This is a genomic window from Pseudomonas sp. RIT-To-2, assembly GCF_029623465.1.
GTDB classification, from domain to species: domain Bacteria; phylum Pseudomonadota; class Gammaproteobacteria; order Pseudomonadales; family Pseudomonadaceae; genus Aquipseudomonas; species Aquipseudomonas silvicola.
Genome location: NZ_JAPYKM010000001.1, coordinates 288,687 through 306,327, shown reverse-complemented (window position 1 = coordinate 306,327; position 17,641 = coordinate 288,687). Strand labels below are relative to the sequence as shown.

The window sequence follows — 17,641 nt, the reverse complement described above, 5'->3', positions numbered from 1 at the left end:
CGGCGCTTACGCCGACGCGGCGTCGTAGAACAGCTCGCTGCTCTTCTGCTCGACCAGTGCCTGTTCGATGGCCGCCTGGTGCACTTCGTCGGCGTGCTCTTCGCGGGCTTCGGGCTTGATACCCAAGCGGGCGAACAGTGCCATGTCCTTGTCCGCTTGCGGGTTGGCGGTGGTCAACAGCTTGTCACCGTAGAAAATCGAGTTGGCGCCGGCGAAGAACGCCAGGGCCTGCATCTGCTCGTTCATGGCCTCGCGGCCAGCGGACAGGCGCACATGGGATTGCGGCATCAGGATGCGAGCCACTGCCAGCATGCGGATGAAATCGAACGGGTCGACGTCTTCGGCGTTTTCCAGCGGCGTGCCGGCCACCTTGACCAGCATGTTGATGGGCACCGACTCCGGGTGTTCAGGCAGGTTGGCCAGCTGGATCAACAGCCCGGCGCGGTCGTCCAGCGACTCGCCCATGCCCAGGATGCCCCCCGAGCAGATCTTCATGCCCGCGTCGCGCACATAGGCAAGGGTCTGCAGGCGCTCACCGTACGTACGAGTGGTGATGATGCTGCCGTAGAATTCCGGCGAGGTGTCCAGGTTGTGGTTGTAGTAGTCCAGGCCGGCCTCGGCCAGGGCGGCGGTCTGCTCCTGGTCCAGCTTGCCCAGCGTCATGCAGGTTTCCAGGCCCATGGCTTTCACGCCCGCGACCATTTTCAGCACGTAGGGCATGTCCTTGGCCGACGGGTGCTTCCACGCCGCGCCCATGCAGAATCGGGTGGAACCGATGGCCTTGGCCCGCGCTGCCTCTTCCAGCACCTTCTGCACTTCCATCAGCTTTTCTTTTTCAAGGCCGGTGTTGTAGTGGCCCGACTGCGGGCAGTACTTGCAGTCTTCCGGGCAGGCACCGGTCTTGATCGACAGCAGGGTCGATACCTGCACGCGGTTGGCATCGAAATGCGCCCGGTGCACGGTCTGGGCCTGGAACAACAGGTCATTGAAAGGCTGGGTGAACAGGGCCTTGACCTCGGCCAGGGTCCAGTCGTGACGAAGCGTTGCAGTTGTGCTGGCGCTCATGGGCGATTCCTTGGTTATGCTGGGGCTGGCGCCGGGACAAGGAAATGTCCACAGGCGCGACACGGTTAAACGGCATATTTAAGGAAGACGCATGCACTGTCAACCAGGTCACGGAAGGCCGGTTTACAACTGGCTAAAAAACAATCAATCGTGCTTGTTGTGCGATGAGCAAGCGAATCACCCCTACCCTCTGTGCGACGCCTGTGAAATGGAGCTCCCCTGGCTGCACGAACGGTGCCTGTGCTGCGCGTTGCCGCTACCGATCGACGGCATGTTGTGCAAAACATGCGCGCGGCGCCGGCCTCCGTTCCACCAGGTGGAGGTGCCATGGCACTACGGTTTTCCAGTGGACAGCCTGATCAGCCGCTTCAAGCACCAGGCCCGCTGGCCATTGGGGCGCCTGTTGGCCGTGCTGCTGGGGCACTGGCTGCAGCAGCGATTCGACGATGGCCTGGCACGCCCCGACTGCCTGCTGCCGGTACCCATGGGCCGCAAGCGTCTGCGCCAGAGGGGGTTCAACCAGGCGGCGATGCTGGCCCGCTGGCTAGGGCCGCAACTGGAGCTGGCAGTGGATGAACAGCTGATACTGCGCCCCCATGAAACCCGTGCCCAGCAGGAATTGGGCGCACGGCAGCGCCAGCGCAACCTGCTGCAGGCCTTCACCCTGTGCCCGCGGCCTCGGGTTCAGGGCCGCCATTTCGCCTTGGTGGATGACGTGATGACCACCGGCGCCACGGCCAGGGCCCTCGCGAACCTGCTGCTGCGGGCTGGCGCTAGCCGGGTGGACGTCTATTGCCTGGCGCGCACGCCCAAACCGGGCAGTTCTTGACTTGGCGGGCCGCCGGGTTCACCGTCGTGCGCACTACAAAATTGTCTGAAAGCGCCCCAGCCATGCCCTTGCCCAGCCTGCTTACCCAGCACATCGCCCGCCGTCCCCAGCGTATCACCCTGTTGCAGCACATCGCTGAACAGGGCTCCATCACCCGCGCCGCCAAGGCCGCCGGGCTCAGCTACAAGGGGGCCTGGGATGCCATCGACGAACTGAACAACCTGGCCCACAAGCCTCTGGTGGAGCGCGCAGTGGGTGGCAAAGGTGGCGGTGGCGCACGGTTGTCCGAGGAAGGCCAGCGCGTATTGCGCCTGTATCAGCGTTTGCAGGCCCTGCAGGCCCAGGTGCTGGAAGCTGCCGAGGACGTCAGTGACCTGGACCTGCTCAGCCGCCTGATGCTGCGCACCAGCGCCCGCAACCAGTTGCAGGGCACGGTGTGCGGTATCACGGCCCAGGGCCGCAATGACTTGATAGACCTGGACCTGGGTGCCGGGCTGTGCCTGAGTGCGCAAATCACCCACGAAAGCACCGACAACCTGGAACTGGCCGACGGCGTACAGGTGCTGGCGTTGATCAAAGCCGGCTGGTTGCGTCTGCACGACGCTGCCGGCCCTGTGCCAACGGGTGAAAACGGTCTGGTGGGCCGCGTGGAGCAAGTGATCGAAGACCCGCACGGCCCCACCGAGGTACGCGTAGGCCTGGCCAATGGGCAGACGCTCTGCGCGCTGGAAGAGGCCGCGCGGGTGGAAGACCTGGGGCTGGCCGCGGGCAAGGACGTATTGGTGTCGTTCGCGCCTGGGTTCGTATTGCTGGGGACGCCCCTCTGACCTTGCCGAGCCCTGCAGGATTGTTGCGAGATATGTATTGCAACACGCCTGTCATACCGCCTGCCTAGCGTGATGCCCCTTACCCGCAGGGAGCCTGATTCATGCACCTACTACAAGACCAAGAACCCACCGACCTCGAACACCTGACCGGCCTGACCCGCCGCGGTTTTCTCGGCGCTGGCGCCCTGGGTGGCGCCGCGCTGTTCCTGGGCGGCAGCCTGCTCAGCCGCAGCGCCAATGCCGCCTTCAGCAGCAGCCCACTGATGGGTTTCGCCGGCATTCCCGCCGCCACCGCCGACAGTCTCAGCCTGCCGCCCGGCTACAAGGCATCGGTATTGATCAGCTGGGGGCAGCCGCTGCACGCCAACGGCCCCGCGTTCGACGCCAGCGGCCACGGCAGTGCCGCAGACCAGGAACGGCAATTCGGCGACAACAATGACGGCATGAGCCTGTTCCCCTTCAAGGACGACCCCGACCGCGCCCTGCTGGCGATCAATAACGAATACACCAACTATCGCTACCTGTACGCCCACGGCGGCAGGCCGCAGTCACCCGAGGAGGTGCGCAAGGCCCTGGCCAGCGAAGGGGTATCGGTGATCGAGGTGCATCGCCGGGGCGGCCATTGGCAGTTCGTTCAGGGCTCGCCCTACAACCGGCGCATACACGGCAACTCGCCCATTACCTTCAGCGGGCCCGCCGCCGGCGACGCGCTGCTGCGCACGGCCTCCGACCCAGAAGGCCACCATGTGCTGGGTACGTTCCAGAACTGCGCCAATGGCAAGACGCCCTGGGGTACCTACCTCACGTGCGAAGAAAACTTCAGCGACTGTTTCGGTAGCAGCAACGCCAGCCAGGCGTTCAATGCCGCGCAGAAACGCTACGGCGCCAGCGTCACCAGCAAGGAGGTCGATTGGCACCCTCACGACCCGCGGTTCGACCTGGCTCATAACCCCAACGAATTCAACCGCCACGGCTGGATTGTGGAAATAGACCCGTTCGACCCCTCCTCCACGCCCGTCAAACGCACCGCCCTGGGCCGCTTCAAGCACGAGAACGCCGCCCTGGCGCAAACCCTCGATGGCCGGGCCGTGGTGTACATGGGTGACGACGAACGCGGCGAATTCATCTACCGCTTCATCAGTCGCGACCGCGTCGACAGTGGCCAACGCGACCTGCTGGACCACGGCACCCTGTTCGTCGCCCGCTTCGAAGCCGGCGCCGAACACAAGGGCGCCGGCCAGTGGCTGGAATTGAGCCACGGCCAACAGGGCCTGGACGCCAGCAATGGCTTCGCGAGCCAGGCCGACGTGCTCATTCACGCACGCCTGGCCGCCAGCCACCGCCAGGCGACGCGTATGGACCGCCCCGAATGGATAGTGGTCAGCCCCCGAGACGGGCAGGTGTATTGCACCCTGACCAACAACATCAAGCGCGGCGAAGACGGCCAGCCCGTGGGCGGCCCCAACCCACGGGCAAAGAACATCTACGGGCAGATCCTGCGCTGGCGCCCGGCCGGCGATGACCACGGTGCGATGAATTTCGAGTGGGACCTGTTTGCCGTGGCCGGCAACCCCAGCGTCCACCCCGGCAAACCCGAGGCCGGCTCAGCCAACGTCACTGCCCAGAACATGTTCAACAGCCCCGATGGCCTGGGCTTCGACGACGCCGGCCGGCTGTGGATACTGACCGACGGCGACGTCAGCAACGAGGGCGACTTTGCTGGCATGGGCAACAACCAGATGCTCTGCGCCGACCCCCATAGCGGCGAGATCCGCCGCTTCATGGTTGGCCCAGTAGGCTGCGAGGTCACCGGCATCAGCTTCGCCCCCGACCAGCGCACCCTGTTCGTGGGCATCCAGCACCCCGGCGAGAACGGCGGTTCGACGTTCCCCGAACACAAGCCCGGCGGCAAGCCACGCTCCTCGGTGATGGCCATCACCCGTGACGACGGGGGTGTGATCGGCGCCTGATGAACCGCCGCCGGCCCGCCGCGTCTGTTACCATGATTGGCCGGACGCGGCCGCCTGCCGCACGCAGGAGTCAGCATGTCTCACCCGTTTGAAACCCTCACCCCCGACCTGGTGCTGGATGCCGTGGAAAGCATCGGTTTCCTCAGCGACGCGCGCGTATTGGCGCTCAACAGCTACGAGAACCGCGTTTACCAGGTGGGCATCGAGGACGGCCAGCCGCTGATCGCCAAATTCTACCGCCCGGACCGCTGGACCGACGCCGCCATCCTGGAAGAACACAGCTTCACCGCCGAACTGGCCGACTGCGAAGTGCCGGTGGTCGCCCCCATGGTTCATGAAGGCCGCACACTGTTCGAACACCAGGGCTTTCGCTTCACCCTGTTCCCGCGCCGCGGTGGCCGCGCGCCAGAGCCTGGCAACCTGGACCAGCTGTACCGTCTGGGCCAACTGCTGGGCCGCTTGCACGCCGTGGGAGCCACCCGTCCGTTCGAGCACCGCGAAGCACTGGGCGTGAAGAATTTCGGCCAGGATTCGCTGAATTTCCTGCTGCAAGGCAACTTCGTCCCCCGTAGTCTGTTACCGGCCTACGAATCGGTGGCCCGCGACCTGCTCAAGCGCGTTGAAGAGGTATACCGCGACACCCCGCACCAGAACATTCGCATGCATGGCGACTGCCACCCCGGCAACATGATGTGCCGCGACGAAGTATTCCACATCGTCGACCTTGACGACTGCCGCATGGGCCCGGCCGTTCAGGACCTGTGGATGATGCTGGCGGGCGACCGCCAGGAATGCCTGGGCCAATTGTCCGAGCTGATGGATGGCTACAGCGAATTCCACGACTTCGACCCCCGCGAACTGGCGCTGATCGAGCCCCTGCGCGCCCTGCGCCTGATGCACTACAGCGCCTGGCTGGCCCGCCGCTGGGATGACCCGGCGTTCCCGCGCAGCTTCCCCTGGTTCGGTTCCGAGCGCTACTGGGGCGACCAGGTACTGGCCCTGCGCGAACAATTGGCGGCCCTCAACGAAGAGCCGCTCAAACTGTTCTGAAAGCAGCCGCAAGCTGCAGTTGATGCCGGGCGAAGCCACGCTTTTTGCAGCGTGGCCCCCACTAACCACGATCCGCTTTTACTTGCAGCTTGACGCTCAAAGCTGCCCCTAGGACATAGCATGCAAGCCGCCAACCCGCGCCGCGGGTATCTGCTGGGCCTGACCGCCTACATCTGCTGGGGATTGTTCCCGCTCTACTTCAAGGCCATCGAGGCCGTGCCCGCCGTCGAGATCATCGTCAGCCGCGTGCTGTGGTCGGCGCTGTTCGGCAGCCTGCTGCTGGCCGCCTGGAAGCACCCTGGCTGGTTCCGCCAGTTGCGCGACAACCCGCGGCGCCTGGCCATCCTGGCCGGCAGCGGAACCCTGATAGCCGCCAACTGGCTGATCTACGTGTGGGCGGTGAACAACGGGCGCATGGTGGAAGCCAGCCTGGGCTACTACATCAACCCGCTGGTCAACGTGCTGTTGGGCATGCTGGTACTGGGTGAACGCCTGCGCCGCCTGCAATGGCTGGCCGTGGGCCTGGCTGCCGCAGGCGTGGCCCAGCAGATCTGGCAGGTCGGCAGCGTGCCGTGGGTATCACTGGCCCTGGCCTTGACCTTCGGTTTCTATGGCCTGATCCGCAAGCAAGCGCCAGTGGCGGCACTGCCGGGGCTGGTGGTGGAAACCTGGCTGCTGGTGCCATTGGCCCTGATCTGGCTGGCCTTGAACCCGGGGGCCAACAGTGCCCAACCCGACTTCTGGCTGACCACCGACGGCCTGTGGCTGCTGGCCGCCGGGCCTATCACCCTGGTACCGCTGGTGAGCTTCAACGCCGCGGCCCGCCATTTGCCCTATACCACCCTGGGCTTCCTGCAATACCTGGCGCCGACCCTGGTGCTGCTACTGGCGGTGTTCAAATACCATGAGCCGTTGTCCGCCAACGCGTTGGTGGCCTTCGCATTCATCTGGGCAGGGCTGCTGATCTACAGCATCGATGCCGTGGTGAATTTGCGTAGAAAAACCTGATCAGAAAACGATCAAACCTCTGCAGGCCACGGTTCTCGTGGCCTGCAACGGACTACCCCAAGGTTATCCACAGCACCATCCCCGCCGTTTGTGCACAAGCCCCTGAAATTGCTCGTTTTTTAGCCAAATGCCGGAGAAGCCCGGCCCGCCGTCGTCTGCGCGGTGTTCCCCCAGCTTATCCACAGGCAGGTGCAAGATAAAGATGAACAACTTTCACGGCTCGGTGCGCAGTACCAGTTCCACCATCAAGTCATCGGCCAACGTCTCCAGCCGCGTTTGCAACTGGTCAAGCGACAGACTCAGGGGCAAGCCCAGCACCGCATCGGCGTGAAACAGCAGTTCACTGCTCATGGCCGCCGGGCGCACGTCGGTGGTCAGGCGCTCCACGTTCACACCTTCCTGCGCCAACAAGCGGCTGATGTCGCGCACGATGCCAGGGCGGTCATTGCCTACCAGTTCCATGGTGATGGGTTTAGAGGTGCAGGTGGGTTCGGCACTGCTCTGGGCAAACATCACCCGAATGCCCTTGGCTGACAGCCCTTGCAACGCATCCACCAGTTCGCTGTGGTTTTCAGGCGGCACCGCCACCCGGAGGATGCCCGCGAACTGCCCGGCCATGCGCGACAGACGGCTTTCCAGCCAGTTACCGTTATGGTCGGCCACGCATTGGGCTATCCGTTCGACTAGCCCGGGCTTGTCCGGGGCAAAAACGGTCAATACTAAGTGGTCCACGCTGCCACCCCTCTTGTTGTGAGCCCAAGCAGTATAGGCAAGGGCCGAGGACCGTGTGGCGTAGCAGACGAGCTGAAAACCTGTGTACGTTTTTTAGATTTATCTGGAACAATTGGCCGTAGTTTTGAGAACATACGATTCGTGGCGTGACTGGTAGTGCAAAAATAGTCGCAGAGCGACGTATTTAGTCTGATTTTCACAACCGCACGGCATCATGTAGTATGCCGCAGCGCGGACTACATAATGCCAGATCGAGGTCTGCCGAGGCGCCCGAGAGAAGCGCTACAGGCTTAAATACAAGAGCTGAATAGCTGAGCAGAGTGAGGCAAGCAATGACTGAACACGTTCAAGTCGGTGGCCTTCAGGTCGCCAAAGTCCTGTTCGACTTCGTGAACAACGAAGCCATTCCCGGAACCGGCCTCGACGCCGACCAGTTCTGGGCCGGGGCTGAAAAGATCATCAACGACCTCGCTCCAAAGAACAAAGCCCTGCTGGCCAAGCGTGACGCCCTGCAAGCCAAGATCGACGGCTGGCACCAGGCGCGTCAGGGCCAGGCTCATGACGCCCCGGCTTACAAGGCCTTCCTGCAGGAAATCGGTTATCTGCTGCCAGAAGCGGCAGACTTCCAGGCCACGACGCAAAACGTCGACGAAGAAATCGCCCACATGGCCGGCCCGCAACTGGTGGTGCCGGTGATGAACGCCCGCTTTGCCCTCAACGCCTCCAATGCCCGCTGGGGCTCGCTGTACGATGCCCTGTATGGCACCGACGCCATCAGCGATGAAGGTGGCGCCGAGAAAGGCAAGGGCTACAACAAGGTTCGCGGCGACAAGGTCATCGCCTTCGCCCGTGCCTTCCTGGACGAAGCCACGCCCCTGGCGGCCGGCTCCCACGTTGACTCCACTGCCTACAAGATCGTCGACGGCAAGCTGGTGGTCACCCTCAAGGGCGGCAGCAACAGCGGCCTGCGCGACGACGCGCAACTGGTGGGCTACCAGGGCGACGCGGCGGCCCCCACCGCCATCCTGCTGAAGAACAACGGCCTGCACTTCGAAATCCAGATCGATGCCCAGAGCCCTGTCGGCCAGACCGATGCCGCCGGGGTCAAGGACCTGCTGATGGAAGCGGCCCTGACTACCATCATGGACTGCGAAGACTCGGTGGCCGCCGTGGACGCCGACGACAAGGTGGTAATCTACCGCAACTGGCTGGGCCTGATGAAAGGCGACCTGGCCGAAGAAGTGTCCAAAGGCGGCAGCACCTTCACCCGCACCATGAACCCCGACCGCCAGTACACCGGCCCCAATGGCGGCGAACTGAGCCTGCACGGGCGTTCGCTGCTGTTCGTGCGCAACGTCGGCCACCTGATGACCATCGACGCCATTGTCGATGCACAAGGCAACGAAGTGCCTGAAGGCATCCTCGACGGCCTGCTCACCAGCCTGGCGGCGATCCACAGCCTCAACGGCAACACCAGCCGCAAGAACACCCGCACCGGCTCGGTGTACATCGTCAAACCGAAGATGCACGGCCCTGAAGAAGCCGCCTTCACCAACGAACTCTTCGGCCGTATCGAAGGTGTGCTGGGCCTGGCGCACAACACCCTCAAGGTTGGCATCATGGACGAGGAGCGCCGCACCACGGTGAACCTCAAGGCCTGTATCCAAGCCGCCAGCGAGCGCGTGGTGTTCATCAACACCGGCTTCCTGGACCGTACCGGTGACGAGATCCACACCTCCATGGAGGCCGGCGCCGTGGTGCGCAAGGCGGCCATGAAGGCCGAGAAGTGGATCGGCGCCTATGAGAACTCCAACGTCGATATCGGCTTGAAAACCGGCCTGCAAGGCCGTGCGCAGATCGGCAAGGGCATGTGGGCCATGCCCGACCTGATGGCCGCCATGCTCGAACAGAAGGTCGCCCACCCGCTGGCCGGCGCCAATACCGCCTGGGTACCTTCGCCTACCGCCGCAGCACTGCATGCGCTGCACTACCACAAGGTGGACGTGTTCGCGCGCCAGGCTGAACTAGCCAAGCGCGCACCGGCATCGGTGGATGACATCCTCACCATTCCGCTGGCCAAGGAGACGAATTGGTCCGCCGAGGAGATCCAGAACGAACTGGACAACAACAGCCAGGGCATTCTGGGTTACGTGGTGCGCTGGATCGACCAGGGCGTGGGTTGCTCCAAGGTGCCGGACATTCACGACGTGGGCCTGATGGAAGACCGCGCCACCCTGCGTATTTCCAGCCAACTGCTGGCCAACTGGCTGCGCCATGGCATCGCTACGCAAGCGCAGATTCTGGAAAGCCTCAAGCGCATGGCACCGGTAGTGGACCGCCAGAACGCCAACGACCCGCTGTACCGCCCGCTGGCACCGGATTTCGACAACAACATCGCCTTCCAGGCGGCGGTGGAACTGGTGATCGAAGGGGCCAGGCAGCCCAACGGCTACACCGAGCCAGTACTGCACCGCAAACGCCGCGAGTTCAAGGCCCGCAACGGGCTGTAACCTACCTGTAGCGGCCTAACGGCCGCTTGCCATACCGGTGCCAGCGAGTTTTTCGAAGGGCCTGAAAAGCTCGGTGGCACGCCATCCCCCCCCCACAATCGCCAGTCGGATAGTCGCTGCTACTCCAGCCCCAGTTCCTTCCTGGCCAGCTTGACCAACTGCTCGGTATCAATCGGCTTGAGCAGGAAGTCCACCACGCTCAGGTGCATGGCCGCGATGGCATCCTTCACGCCCGCATCACCCGACATGATGATGATCGGCAGCGCCGCGCGATCGGATTCGCGCACTTTGCGTATCAGGTCCAGGCCGTTGTCCGGCGACATGCGCAGGTCGGTGACCAGCAGGCCGATGGCCTTGTTCGAAGCCAGCAGTTGCAAAGCCTGCGCGGCGCTTGCGGCGGTCAGGCAAGGGATGCCCTGCAAGCCCAGAATCTCGGCCAGCAGTTCGCGCGACACCTGATCGTCGTCGACAATCAACGTCTGCTGTGGGGGCAGATCCGGCACGTGCATCACAGCACTGAGTGCCTCGCGCTCGGCATCGCTCAAAATATCGTGATCGGACATATGCCTCTCATCATAGGGAAAACCAGGTGCACCCACCTGGTTGAGACCGCAGACGAGTGGCTTTGCCTGTGCACTTCGTCGGGTCGTCACGTGAAGACCAGCATGATGTCTAGGAATACGACTCAGTTGAAGCATTTTTTTTAGACTTACGTCCAATGGGAAGCCCCGCCCATCAAGCCGACCATGTTGAACGATAAGAACAATGCGGTCATGCACATGAGTAAACCGGACGCCTATGCCCTGGCGGGCAAGACAGCGGTGCTGCAGAACATTCAGGGTACCCTGCAATTCCTGCAGCGCCACGCGCCTTTCAACCAGATGGACCAGGCTCACCTGGCCTACCTGGTGGAACAGTGCCAATTACGTTTCTACGCCGCTGGCGAAAGCATCATCAAGCCCGCCGACGGGCCCGTGGAACACTTCTACATCGTCAAGCAAGGCCTGGTAGCAGGCGAGCGCCCCCACACCTCACGGCGCGGTACCGAAACCACCTTCGAAATCACCACCGGCGAATGTTTCCCCCTGGCCGCGCTGCTCGGCGAACGGGCCACCCGCACCGAACACCTGGCGGCGCAGGATACCTTCTGCCTGCAACTGCACAAGCTGGCCTTCATCAAGCTGTTTTCCTTGTCAGCGCCCTTTCGCGACTTCGCCCTGCGAGGGGTCAGCAGCTTGCTGGACCAGGTCAACCTGCAAGTGCAGCGCCGCGCCGTGGAAACCCTGGGCACCCAATATTCGCTCAACACCCGCCTGGGTGAATTGGCCATGCGCCATCCGGTCACCTGTGATGCCCTGACGCCGTTGCGCGAAGCCGTGAAGCTCATGCACGAACAGCAAGTGGGCAGCATCGTGATCGTCGATGAGCAACGTTATCCACAGGGCATCTTCACCCTGCGCGACTTGCGCCAAGTAGCGGCGGCCATGGACGCCGACTTCACCCAGCCCATCGGCCGCCACATGATCGCCGAGCCTTTCTACCTGAGCCCCGATGCCAGCGCCTTCGATGCGGCCATTGCCATGACCGAACGCCATATCGCCCACGTTTGCCTGGTCAAGGAAGGGCGCTTGTGCGGCGTGGTCTCCGAGCGCGACCTGTTCTCGCTGCAACGGGTAGACCTGGTGCACCTGGCACGCACCATCCGCAATGCCGCGCGCCTGGAACAACTGGTGCACCTGCGCGGCGAGATCAGCCAATTGGTGGAGCGCATGCTCGCCCACGGCGCGTCGTCCACACAGATTACCCAGATCATCACCCTGCTCAACGACCACACCGTGTGCCGCGTCATCGAACTGGTGCTGCAGGACAAGGGCGACCCCGGCGTGCCGTTCAGCTGGCTGTGCTTTGGCAGCGAAGGCCGCCAGGAGCAGACCCTGTATACCGACCAGGATAACGGTATCCTCTTCGAGGCCCGGGACGGGGCCCATGCCGCCGAGATTCGCGGCAAGCTGCTGCCCATCGCCCATCAGGTCAACCTCAACCTGGCCCAATGCGGGTTCGCCCTGTGCCAGGGCAAGATCATGGCCGGCAACCCCGAGCTGTGCCTGTCACGGGCCGAATGGGCGCGGCGCTTCGCCGCCTTTGTGCGTGAAGCCACGCCAGAAAACCTGTTGGGCTCCAGCATCTATTTCGACCTGCGGGTGGTGTGGGGTGACGAGCAGGGTTGTGCACAGTTGCGTCGCCAGGTGCTCGACCAAGTGGCCGACAATCGTCTGTTCCAGCGCATGCTGGCTGAAAATGCCTTGCGCCAGCGCCCGCCCGTGGGGCGCTTTCGCGAATTCGTCCTCAGCCGCAAGGGTAGCGACCGGGCGGGGACTTTGGACCTCAAGGGGCAAGGCCTGGCCCCGTTCGTCGACGGCGCGCGCCTGCTGGCGCTGGCCAATGGCATCGAAGCCACCAACACGCTGCAACGCCTGCGCCAGCTGGTGGCCCGGGAAGTCATCGACAAACTCGACGGCGCTGCCTACGAAGAGGCTTACCACTTCATTCAACAGACCCGCATGCAGCAGCATCAGCGCCAGACCCGCGACAACCAGCCCTGGTCAAACCGTATCGACCCCGACAGCCTCAACGACCTGGACCGGCGCATCCTGCGCGAGTCGCTGCGCCAGGCCCAACGCCTGCAGGCCAGCCTGACCCTGAGGTACCAGCTATGAGCCTGTTTGCCTGGTTGCGCCCGGCCGGGCCGGGCCTCGACCCGGCCCAGCAACTGGCCGTGCAGCGCCTGCGCGGGCCCGCAGCCCTTGGCGATGGCAGCCTGCGCCAACAGCGCTGGGTGGTACTGGACCTGGAAACCACGGGGTTGAACGTCAACCGCGACCTGTTGCTGTCCATCGGTGCGGTGGTGATCGAGGATGGCGCCATCGACCTGTCCCAGCAGTTCGAGTGCACCCTGCAGCGCACTGGCCACAAAACGAGCCCCAGTGTATTGCTGCACGGCCTGGGCCCCGGTGCCATCGCCGCCGGCTGCGCACCGGCCGATGGCCTGCTCGACTTCATGAGTTTTCTGGGCGATAGCCCGGTGCTGGCCTTCCACGCACCGTTCGACCAGCGCATGCTCGGCCGCGCGCTGAAGGACAGCCTGGGCTACAAATTGCAGCACCCCTTCATCGACGTGGCCGAGCTGGCGCCCTTGCTCAACCCCCAGACCGTGCTGCGCGAAGCCTCGCTGGATGACTGGACCGGCCATTTCGGCCTGCAGGCCGATGAACGCCACAACGCCAGTGCCGACGCCTATGTCACCGCGCAACTGGCGCTGATCCTGCTGAGCCAGGCGCGCCGCCAGGGCCTGGACAGCCCCGCCTTGCTACTGGAGCGCCTGAGCCAATGGCGCCGCCGGCAGAACATGCCGTCGCTTTGAGTGCACCAGCCTACTTGGCGCGGCCGCTCCATGTGGGACCGGGCTAGCAAAATATGGATACAGAGCGCCCGACGAGCGCCAATTGCACCGCGCCAGCATCCCTGACACAATCGCGAATAATTCTCGTTAGTTAAAGCGCTTGCATTCGGGGAACATCTTGTCTTCAGCCCATAGCCCTCACGGTGAGTTGGTGGGTGCGCTCTACCGCGACCACCGAAGCTGGCTGCTTGCCTGGCTACGGCGCAATATCGCCTGCGCGCAACGGGCCGAAGACCTCAGCCAGGACACCTTCGTGCGCCTGCTGGGCCGCGAAACCCTGAGCGCACCCCGCCAGCCCCGCGCCTTCCTGGTGGCCATCGCCAAGGGCCTGCTGTTCGACCACTTCCGGCGGAGCGCCCTGGAACAGGCCTACCTGGCCGAACTGATGCAAATCCCGGAAGGCGAACAGCCTTCCCCCGAAGAGCAGCAACTGATCCTCGAAGACCTGCACGCCATCGACCAGATGCTCTGCAAACTATCGAACAAGGCACGCTCGGCGTTCCTGCTCAACCGCCTGGAGGGCCTGGGCCACGCCGAAATCGCCGAGCAATTGGGGGTGTCCGTGCCGCGGGTGCGCCAATACCTGGCCCAAGGTATGCGCCAGTGCTACGTGGCCCTGTACGGAGAGCCGACGTGAGCCCAAACGGCCCGGTATCGGCCCAGGTGCTGGATGCCGCCATCCAGTGGCAACTGGCGCTCGACGACAGCAGCACGGCGCAGCAGGCCGAATTCGCGCGCTGGCACGCTGCCGATGAAGAGCACGCACGCGCCTGGCGGCAATTGGGCATGCTCGACGAACGCTTGCGCGTGGCCCCGGCCGCTGGCCGCAAGGCCTTGCTCAACAGCAACGCCACTGCACGCCAGCGGGTGCGCAGGCTGGGCAGCGGCCTGGCGAGTGTGGTGCTGGTGCTGGGCCTGGCGGCGTTCAGCCTGCACCGCTGGGTACCGCTGAACTACTACCTGGCCGACCAGCGCACCGCCACCGGCGAGCAGCGCACCCTGACCCTGGCCGACGGCACCCTGGTGGAACTCAACACCCACAGCGCCATCGACGTGCGCTTCGACCAGGACCAGCGCCGCATTGTCCTGCGTGAAGGCGAGATCATGGTACGCACCGGCCACCCGGCCGGCGAACAGCGCCCGTTCATCGTCGAAACCCAGGACGGTCAGCTACGCGCGCTGGGCACCCGCTTCCTGGTGCTCCGCGAGGACCAGGGTACGCGCCTCAGTGTGCTGCAGTCAGCCGTTGCTGCCCACGCCCGCGAGTTGCCCGGCGAAGTGGTGCTGCATGAAGGCCAGCAAGTGCTGATGCGCCGCGCCGAGTTGGGTGAAACCGCTGCCCTCAGCCCCGGTGCCGACGCCTGGACCCGCGGCATGCTGGTAGTGGACAACGCTCGCCTGGGCGATCTGGCGCAGGAGCTGTCGCGTTACCGCCCTGGTTACCTGGGGGTGAGCCCGGACGTCGCCGACCTGCGCATCACCGGCAGCTTCCCCCTCAAGGACACTGACCTGGCCTTGAGCGCCCTGCTGCCCACCCTGCCGATTCAGATCCAGGCCCACACCCGCTGGTGGGTCACCCTGGAAAAACGCCCGGCCAGCACGCAGAAACGCTAGCTTACAGATCTAAATCAAAATTATTTTCGATAAGGACTATCACTTTTTCGATCTCGTTCGGCACAGAGGCAATCGAGAACTATTCCCTCTCAGGAGTGCCGCATGTCCCGCCCATTCGAAACGCTGCTTCGGCCCAGCCTCATGGCCGTCGCCATCGCCCTTGCCGTCCCGCTGGCCAGCACTGCGCTGCAGGCGGCGGAACAGGCCAGCCAGGTACGCAGCTACAACCTGCCTGCCGCCCCGCTGGCCAGCACCCTGAACCAGATCGCCAGCGGCGCGGGGCTGGTGCTGGCCATTGAGCCCGGCCTGGTGGCCGGCAAGACCAGTGCAGCGGTGAACGGACAATTCGATGCAGCGGGCGCACTGCGCCAGGCCCTGGCCGGCAGTGGGTTGCAACTGGTGCAGACCAGTGCTGGCACCTTCACGTTGATCGCGGCGCCAGAAGGGACACTGGCCTTGCCCGACACCAATGTGAATGCGGCCAGTGATTCCGAAAGCGCCTGGGGCCCCGCGACAGGCTACCTGGCGACACGCACTGCGGCAGGGACCAAGACTGACACTGCACTGGTTGAAGCACCACGCTCTATCTCCGTAGCCACCCGCCAACAGATGGATGATCGCGGTGTGCAGACTTTGGAAGATGCCGTGAAATACATGCCCGGCATTGTCTCGGCCAGCTACGGCAGTGACTCCCGATACGACTGGATGCGCGTGCGCGGCTTCGAACCGACGCAGTTCCTGGATGGCCTGCCGCTACCCAAGGGCGTCTATGCCAACCCGAAAATGGAAACCTGGGACCTGGATCGCATCGCCCTGCTGCGCGGCCCAGCCTCGTCGCTGTATGGCCAGACCCCGCCTGGGGGCCTGCTTGATATGGTGAGCCGTCGCCCAAGCGATGAAACCAGCCACGAGGTCTCGTTGCAGTACGGCAGCGACAACTGGCGCCAGATAGACTTCGCCAGCACTGGCAAAATCGACGACGAGGGCAAGTTCCTCTATGGCGTCAGCGGCGTGATCCGCGACAGCGGCACCCAGGTCGACCACATCGACAACAAGCGGTACAACATCGCCCCGAGCCTGACCTGGAACATCGACCCGGACACCAGGCTGACCTTCCTCAGCCAGTTCACCCGTGACGATACCGGTGCTACCAGCCAATTCCTGCCCATCCAGGGCACCAAGATCAGCTCGCCGCTGGGCGACATCTCGCACCACAAGAATCTGGGCGATCCGAACTACGACCATTACGACCGCACTTACTATGCGCTGGGCTACTCGTTCGAGCATCGCTTCAACGATACATGGCAGTTCCGCCAGAACGTGCGCTATACCAAGTCGGATCTGGATTTCCAGCAGATCACGGTCAATGCCTATAACCCCGACTCCGCCAGCGCCACCGTTGATGCAAACGGCAATATCGGCCGCATGAGCACGAACGTCGACGAAGACATCAGCCAGTTTGCCATGGACAACAACTTCCAGGCCGACTTCACCACCGCAGACATCAGCCATACCCTACTGATCGGCGCAGACGTGCAGCACTTCAACACCAACTACCTGTCGATCTATGGTTTCAACGTCCCGGACACCAACGTCCTTCACCCGGTCTATACCGATACCATCACACGCCCCTCGCGCGCAGATGCCTATTACGACTACGACCAGAAGACCACTCAGACCGGCGTCTACCTGCAGGACCAGATGGCCGTGGACAAATGGCGCTTCACCATCGGTGGCCGTGAAGACTGGGTACATACCGGCATCAAGTTCCTGAACCGGGGCGGTGCCACCAATACCGCTCAGAACAGCAACTTCAGCCTCAACTCCGCCGTCAGCTACGTATTCGATTCCGGCTTCGTGCCTTACCTGTCTTACGCCGAGTCGTTCCAGCCCACCACCGGCGCGGACATGACCTCCAACAGTGTGCTGAAGCCAACCGAAGGCAAACAATGGGAGCTGGGCATCAAGTATCAGCCGCCGGGCTCCAAGACGCTGCTGACTGCTGCGGTGTATGATCTGACTCAGAAAAACGTCAGCGTCACCAACAACGTTGGTGGTATTTCGGTCACAAGCCAGACCGGCGAAGTCAAGGTCAAAGGCCTTGAACTCGAAGCAGTCTCCGACCTGACTGAGCACATCAAGCTGATCGCCTCCTATACCCTCTCCAAGTCAGAGGTGCAGGACGGCATTTACAAAGGCAACCGTTTGCCGCTGATCCCTAATCAGCAGGCTTCCCTATGGGCTGACTACACCTGGCACCAGGGCCTGCTGGAAGGCTTTGGCATTGGCGGTGGCGCCCGCTATACCGGCAACACCTACGGCGACCAGGCCAATACCTGGCTGGGCAAGGCAAACGCCTACACCGTGTTCGACGCCTCTGCCCACTATGACCTGGGCGTACTGTCCAGCTCCCTCAAGGGTGCTTCGCTGGGCGTGACTGCCAAGAACATCTTTGACAAGGACTACATCTCCACCTGCGACAGTTACTACTGCTACTACGGCGACCAACGCAGCGTGGTCGCCAGCGCCACCTACAAATGGTAAAAGCCTGATGCACCATACAAGCCGCCCCCCGG

Annotated in this window: 14 protein-coding genes; 11 read left to right on the top strand and 3 right to left on the bottom strand. The window is 63.5% G+C overall.

Translation table 11 applies throughout. The annotated features are described in order from the left end of the window. Positions 1-6: 6 nt before the first annotated feature. Positions 7-1,065 (bottom strand): biotin synthase BioB, encoded by a 1,059-nt coding sequence (gene bioB / locus QBK88_RS01490; RefSeq protein WP_277960623.1) that lies wholly within the window; start codon positions 1,063-1,065, stop codon positions 7-9. A 91-nt stretch (positions 1,066-1,156) separates the two neighbouring features. Between bioB and QBK88_RS01485 the strand changes: the two genes are divergently transcribed. The 5 genes from QBK88_RS01485 to rarD all read left to right on the top strand — a co-directional run bounded on the left by QBK88_RS01485 (position 1,157) and on the right by rarD (position 6,749). After that, positions 1,157-1,894 (top strand): ComF family protein, encoded by a 738-nt coding sequence (locus QBK88_RS01485; RefSeq protein ID WP_277960622.1) that lies wholly within the window; start codon positions 1,157-1,159, stop codon positions 1,892-1,894. A gap of 62 nt (positions 1,895-1,956) precedes the next feature. Further along, on the top strand, positions 1,957-2,721 hold the full coding sequence (locus QBK88_RS01480) for a TOBE domain-containing protein (protein ID WP_277960621.1): 765 nt from the start codon (positions 1,957-1,959) through the stop codon (positions 2,719-2,721). Between the two features lie 101 nt (positions 2,722-2,822). Beyond that, on the top strand, positions 2,823-4,691 hold the full coding sequence (locus QBK88_RS01475; protein WP_277960620.1) for a PhoX family protein: 1,869 nt from the start codon (positions 2,823-2,825) through the stop codon (positions 4,689-4,691). Between the two features lie 75 nt (positions 4,692-4,766). After that, positions 4,767-5,741: a serine/threonine protein kinase gene (locus QBK88_RS01470; protein ID WP_277960619.1), complete on the top strand. Its 975-nt coding sequence runs from the start codon at positions 4,767-4,769 to the stop codon at positions 5,739-5,741. Between the two features lie 120 nt (positions 5,742-5,861). Next, complete coding sequence (gene rarD, locus QBK88_RS01465; protein ID WP_277960618.1) at positions 5,862-6,749, top strand: EamA family transporter RarD; 888 nt, start codon at positions 5,862-5,864, stop codon at positions 6,747-6,749. A 213-nt stretch (positions 6,750-6,962) separates the two neighbouring features. Here the strand turns inward: rarD and QBK88_RS01460 are convergent, their stop codons facing one another. Further along, positions 6,963-7,481: an ACT domain-containing protein gene (locus tag QBK88_RS01460; protein WP_277960617.1), complete on the bottom strand. Its 519-nt coding sequence runs from the start codon at positions 7,479-7,481 to the stop codon at positions 6,963-6,965. 332 nt (positions 7,482-7,813) lie between these two features. Here QBK88_RS01460 and QBK88_RS01455 point away from each other — a divergent pair, with 332 nt between their 5' ends. Next, positions 7,814-9,991: a malate synthase G gene (locus QBK88_RS01455; protein WP_277960616.1), complete on the top strand. Its 2,178-nt coding sequence runs from the start codon at positions 7,814-7,816 to the stop codon at positions 9,989-9,991. 119 nt (positions 9,992-10,110) lie between these two features. Here the strand turns inward: QBK88_RS01455 and QBK88_RS01450 are convergent, their stop codons facing one another. Then, a complete protein-coding gene (locus QBK88_RS01450; protein ID WP_277960615.1) occupies positions 10,111-10,554 on the bottom strand; it encodes a response regulator in 444 nt (147 codons plus the stop codon). A gap of 216 nt (positions 10,555-10,770) precedes the next feature. On the opposite strand from QBK88_RS01450, the gene QBK88_RS01445 reads away from it, so the two are divergent. The 5 genes from QBK88_RS01445 (at position 10,771) to QBK88_RS01425 (ending at position 17,609) form a co-directional block, all read left to right on the top strand. Further along, positions 10,771-12,708, top strand: coding sequence for a putative nucleotidyltransferase substrate binding domain-containing protein (locus QBK88_RS01445; RefSeq protein ID WP_445764876.1), 1,938 nt, complete (start codon positions 10,771-10,773; stop codon positions 12,706-12,708). After that, positions 12,705-13,412 carry a 3'-5' exonuclease gene (locus QBK88_RS01440; protein ID WP_277960614.1) on the top strand — a complete coding sequence of 236 codons (708 nt, stop codon included), beginning with the start codon at positions 12,705-12,707 and terminating at the stop codon, positions 13,410-13,412. The genes QBK88_RS01445 and QBK88_RS01440 overlap by 4 nt, the downstream gene beginning before the upstream one ends. 157 nt (positions 13,413-13,569) lie before the next feature. Next, complete coding sequence (locus QBK88_RS01435) at positions 13,570-14,088, top strand: RNA polymerase sigma factor (RefSeq protein WP_268147665.1); 519 nt, start codon at positions 13,570-13,572, stop codon at positions 14,086-14,088. Continuing rightward, a complete protein-coding gene (locus QBK88_RS01430) occupies positions 14,085-15,065 on the top strand; it encodes a FecR family protein (RefSeq protein WP_277960613.1) in 981 nt (326 codons plus the stop codon). Before QBK88_RS01435 ends, QBK88_RS01430 begins: the two co-directional genes overlap by 4 nt. Before the next feature lie 102 nt (positions 15,066-15,167). Continuing rightward, entirely contained in the window at positions 15,168-17,609 is a 2,442-nt protein-coding gene (locus tag QBK88_RS01425) for a TonB-dependent siderophore receptor (protein WP_277960612.1), read from the top strand. Positions 17,610-17,641: the final 32 nt, after the last annotated feature.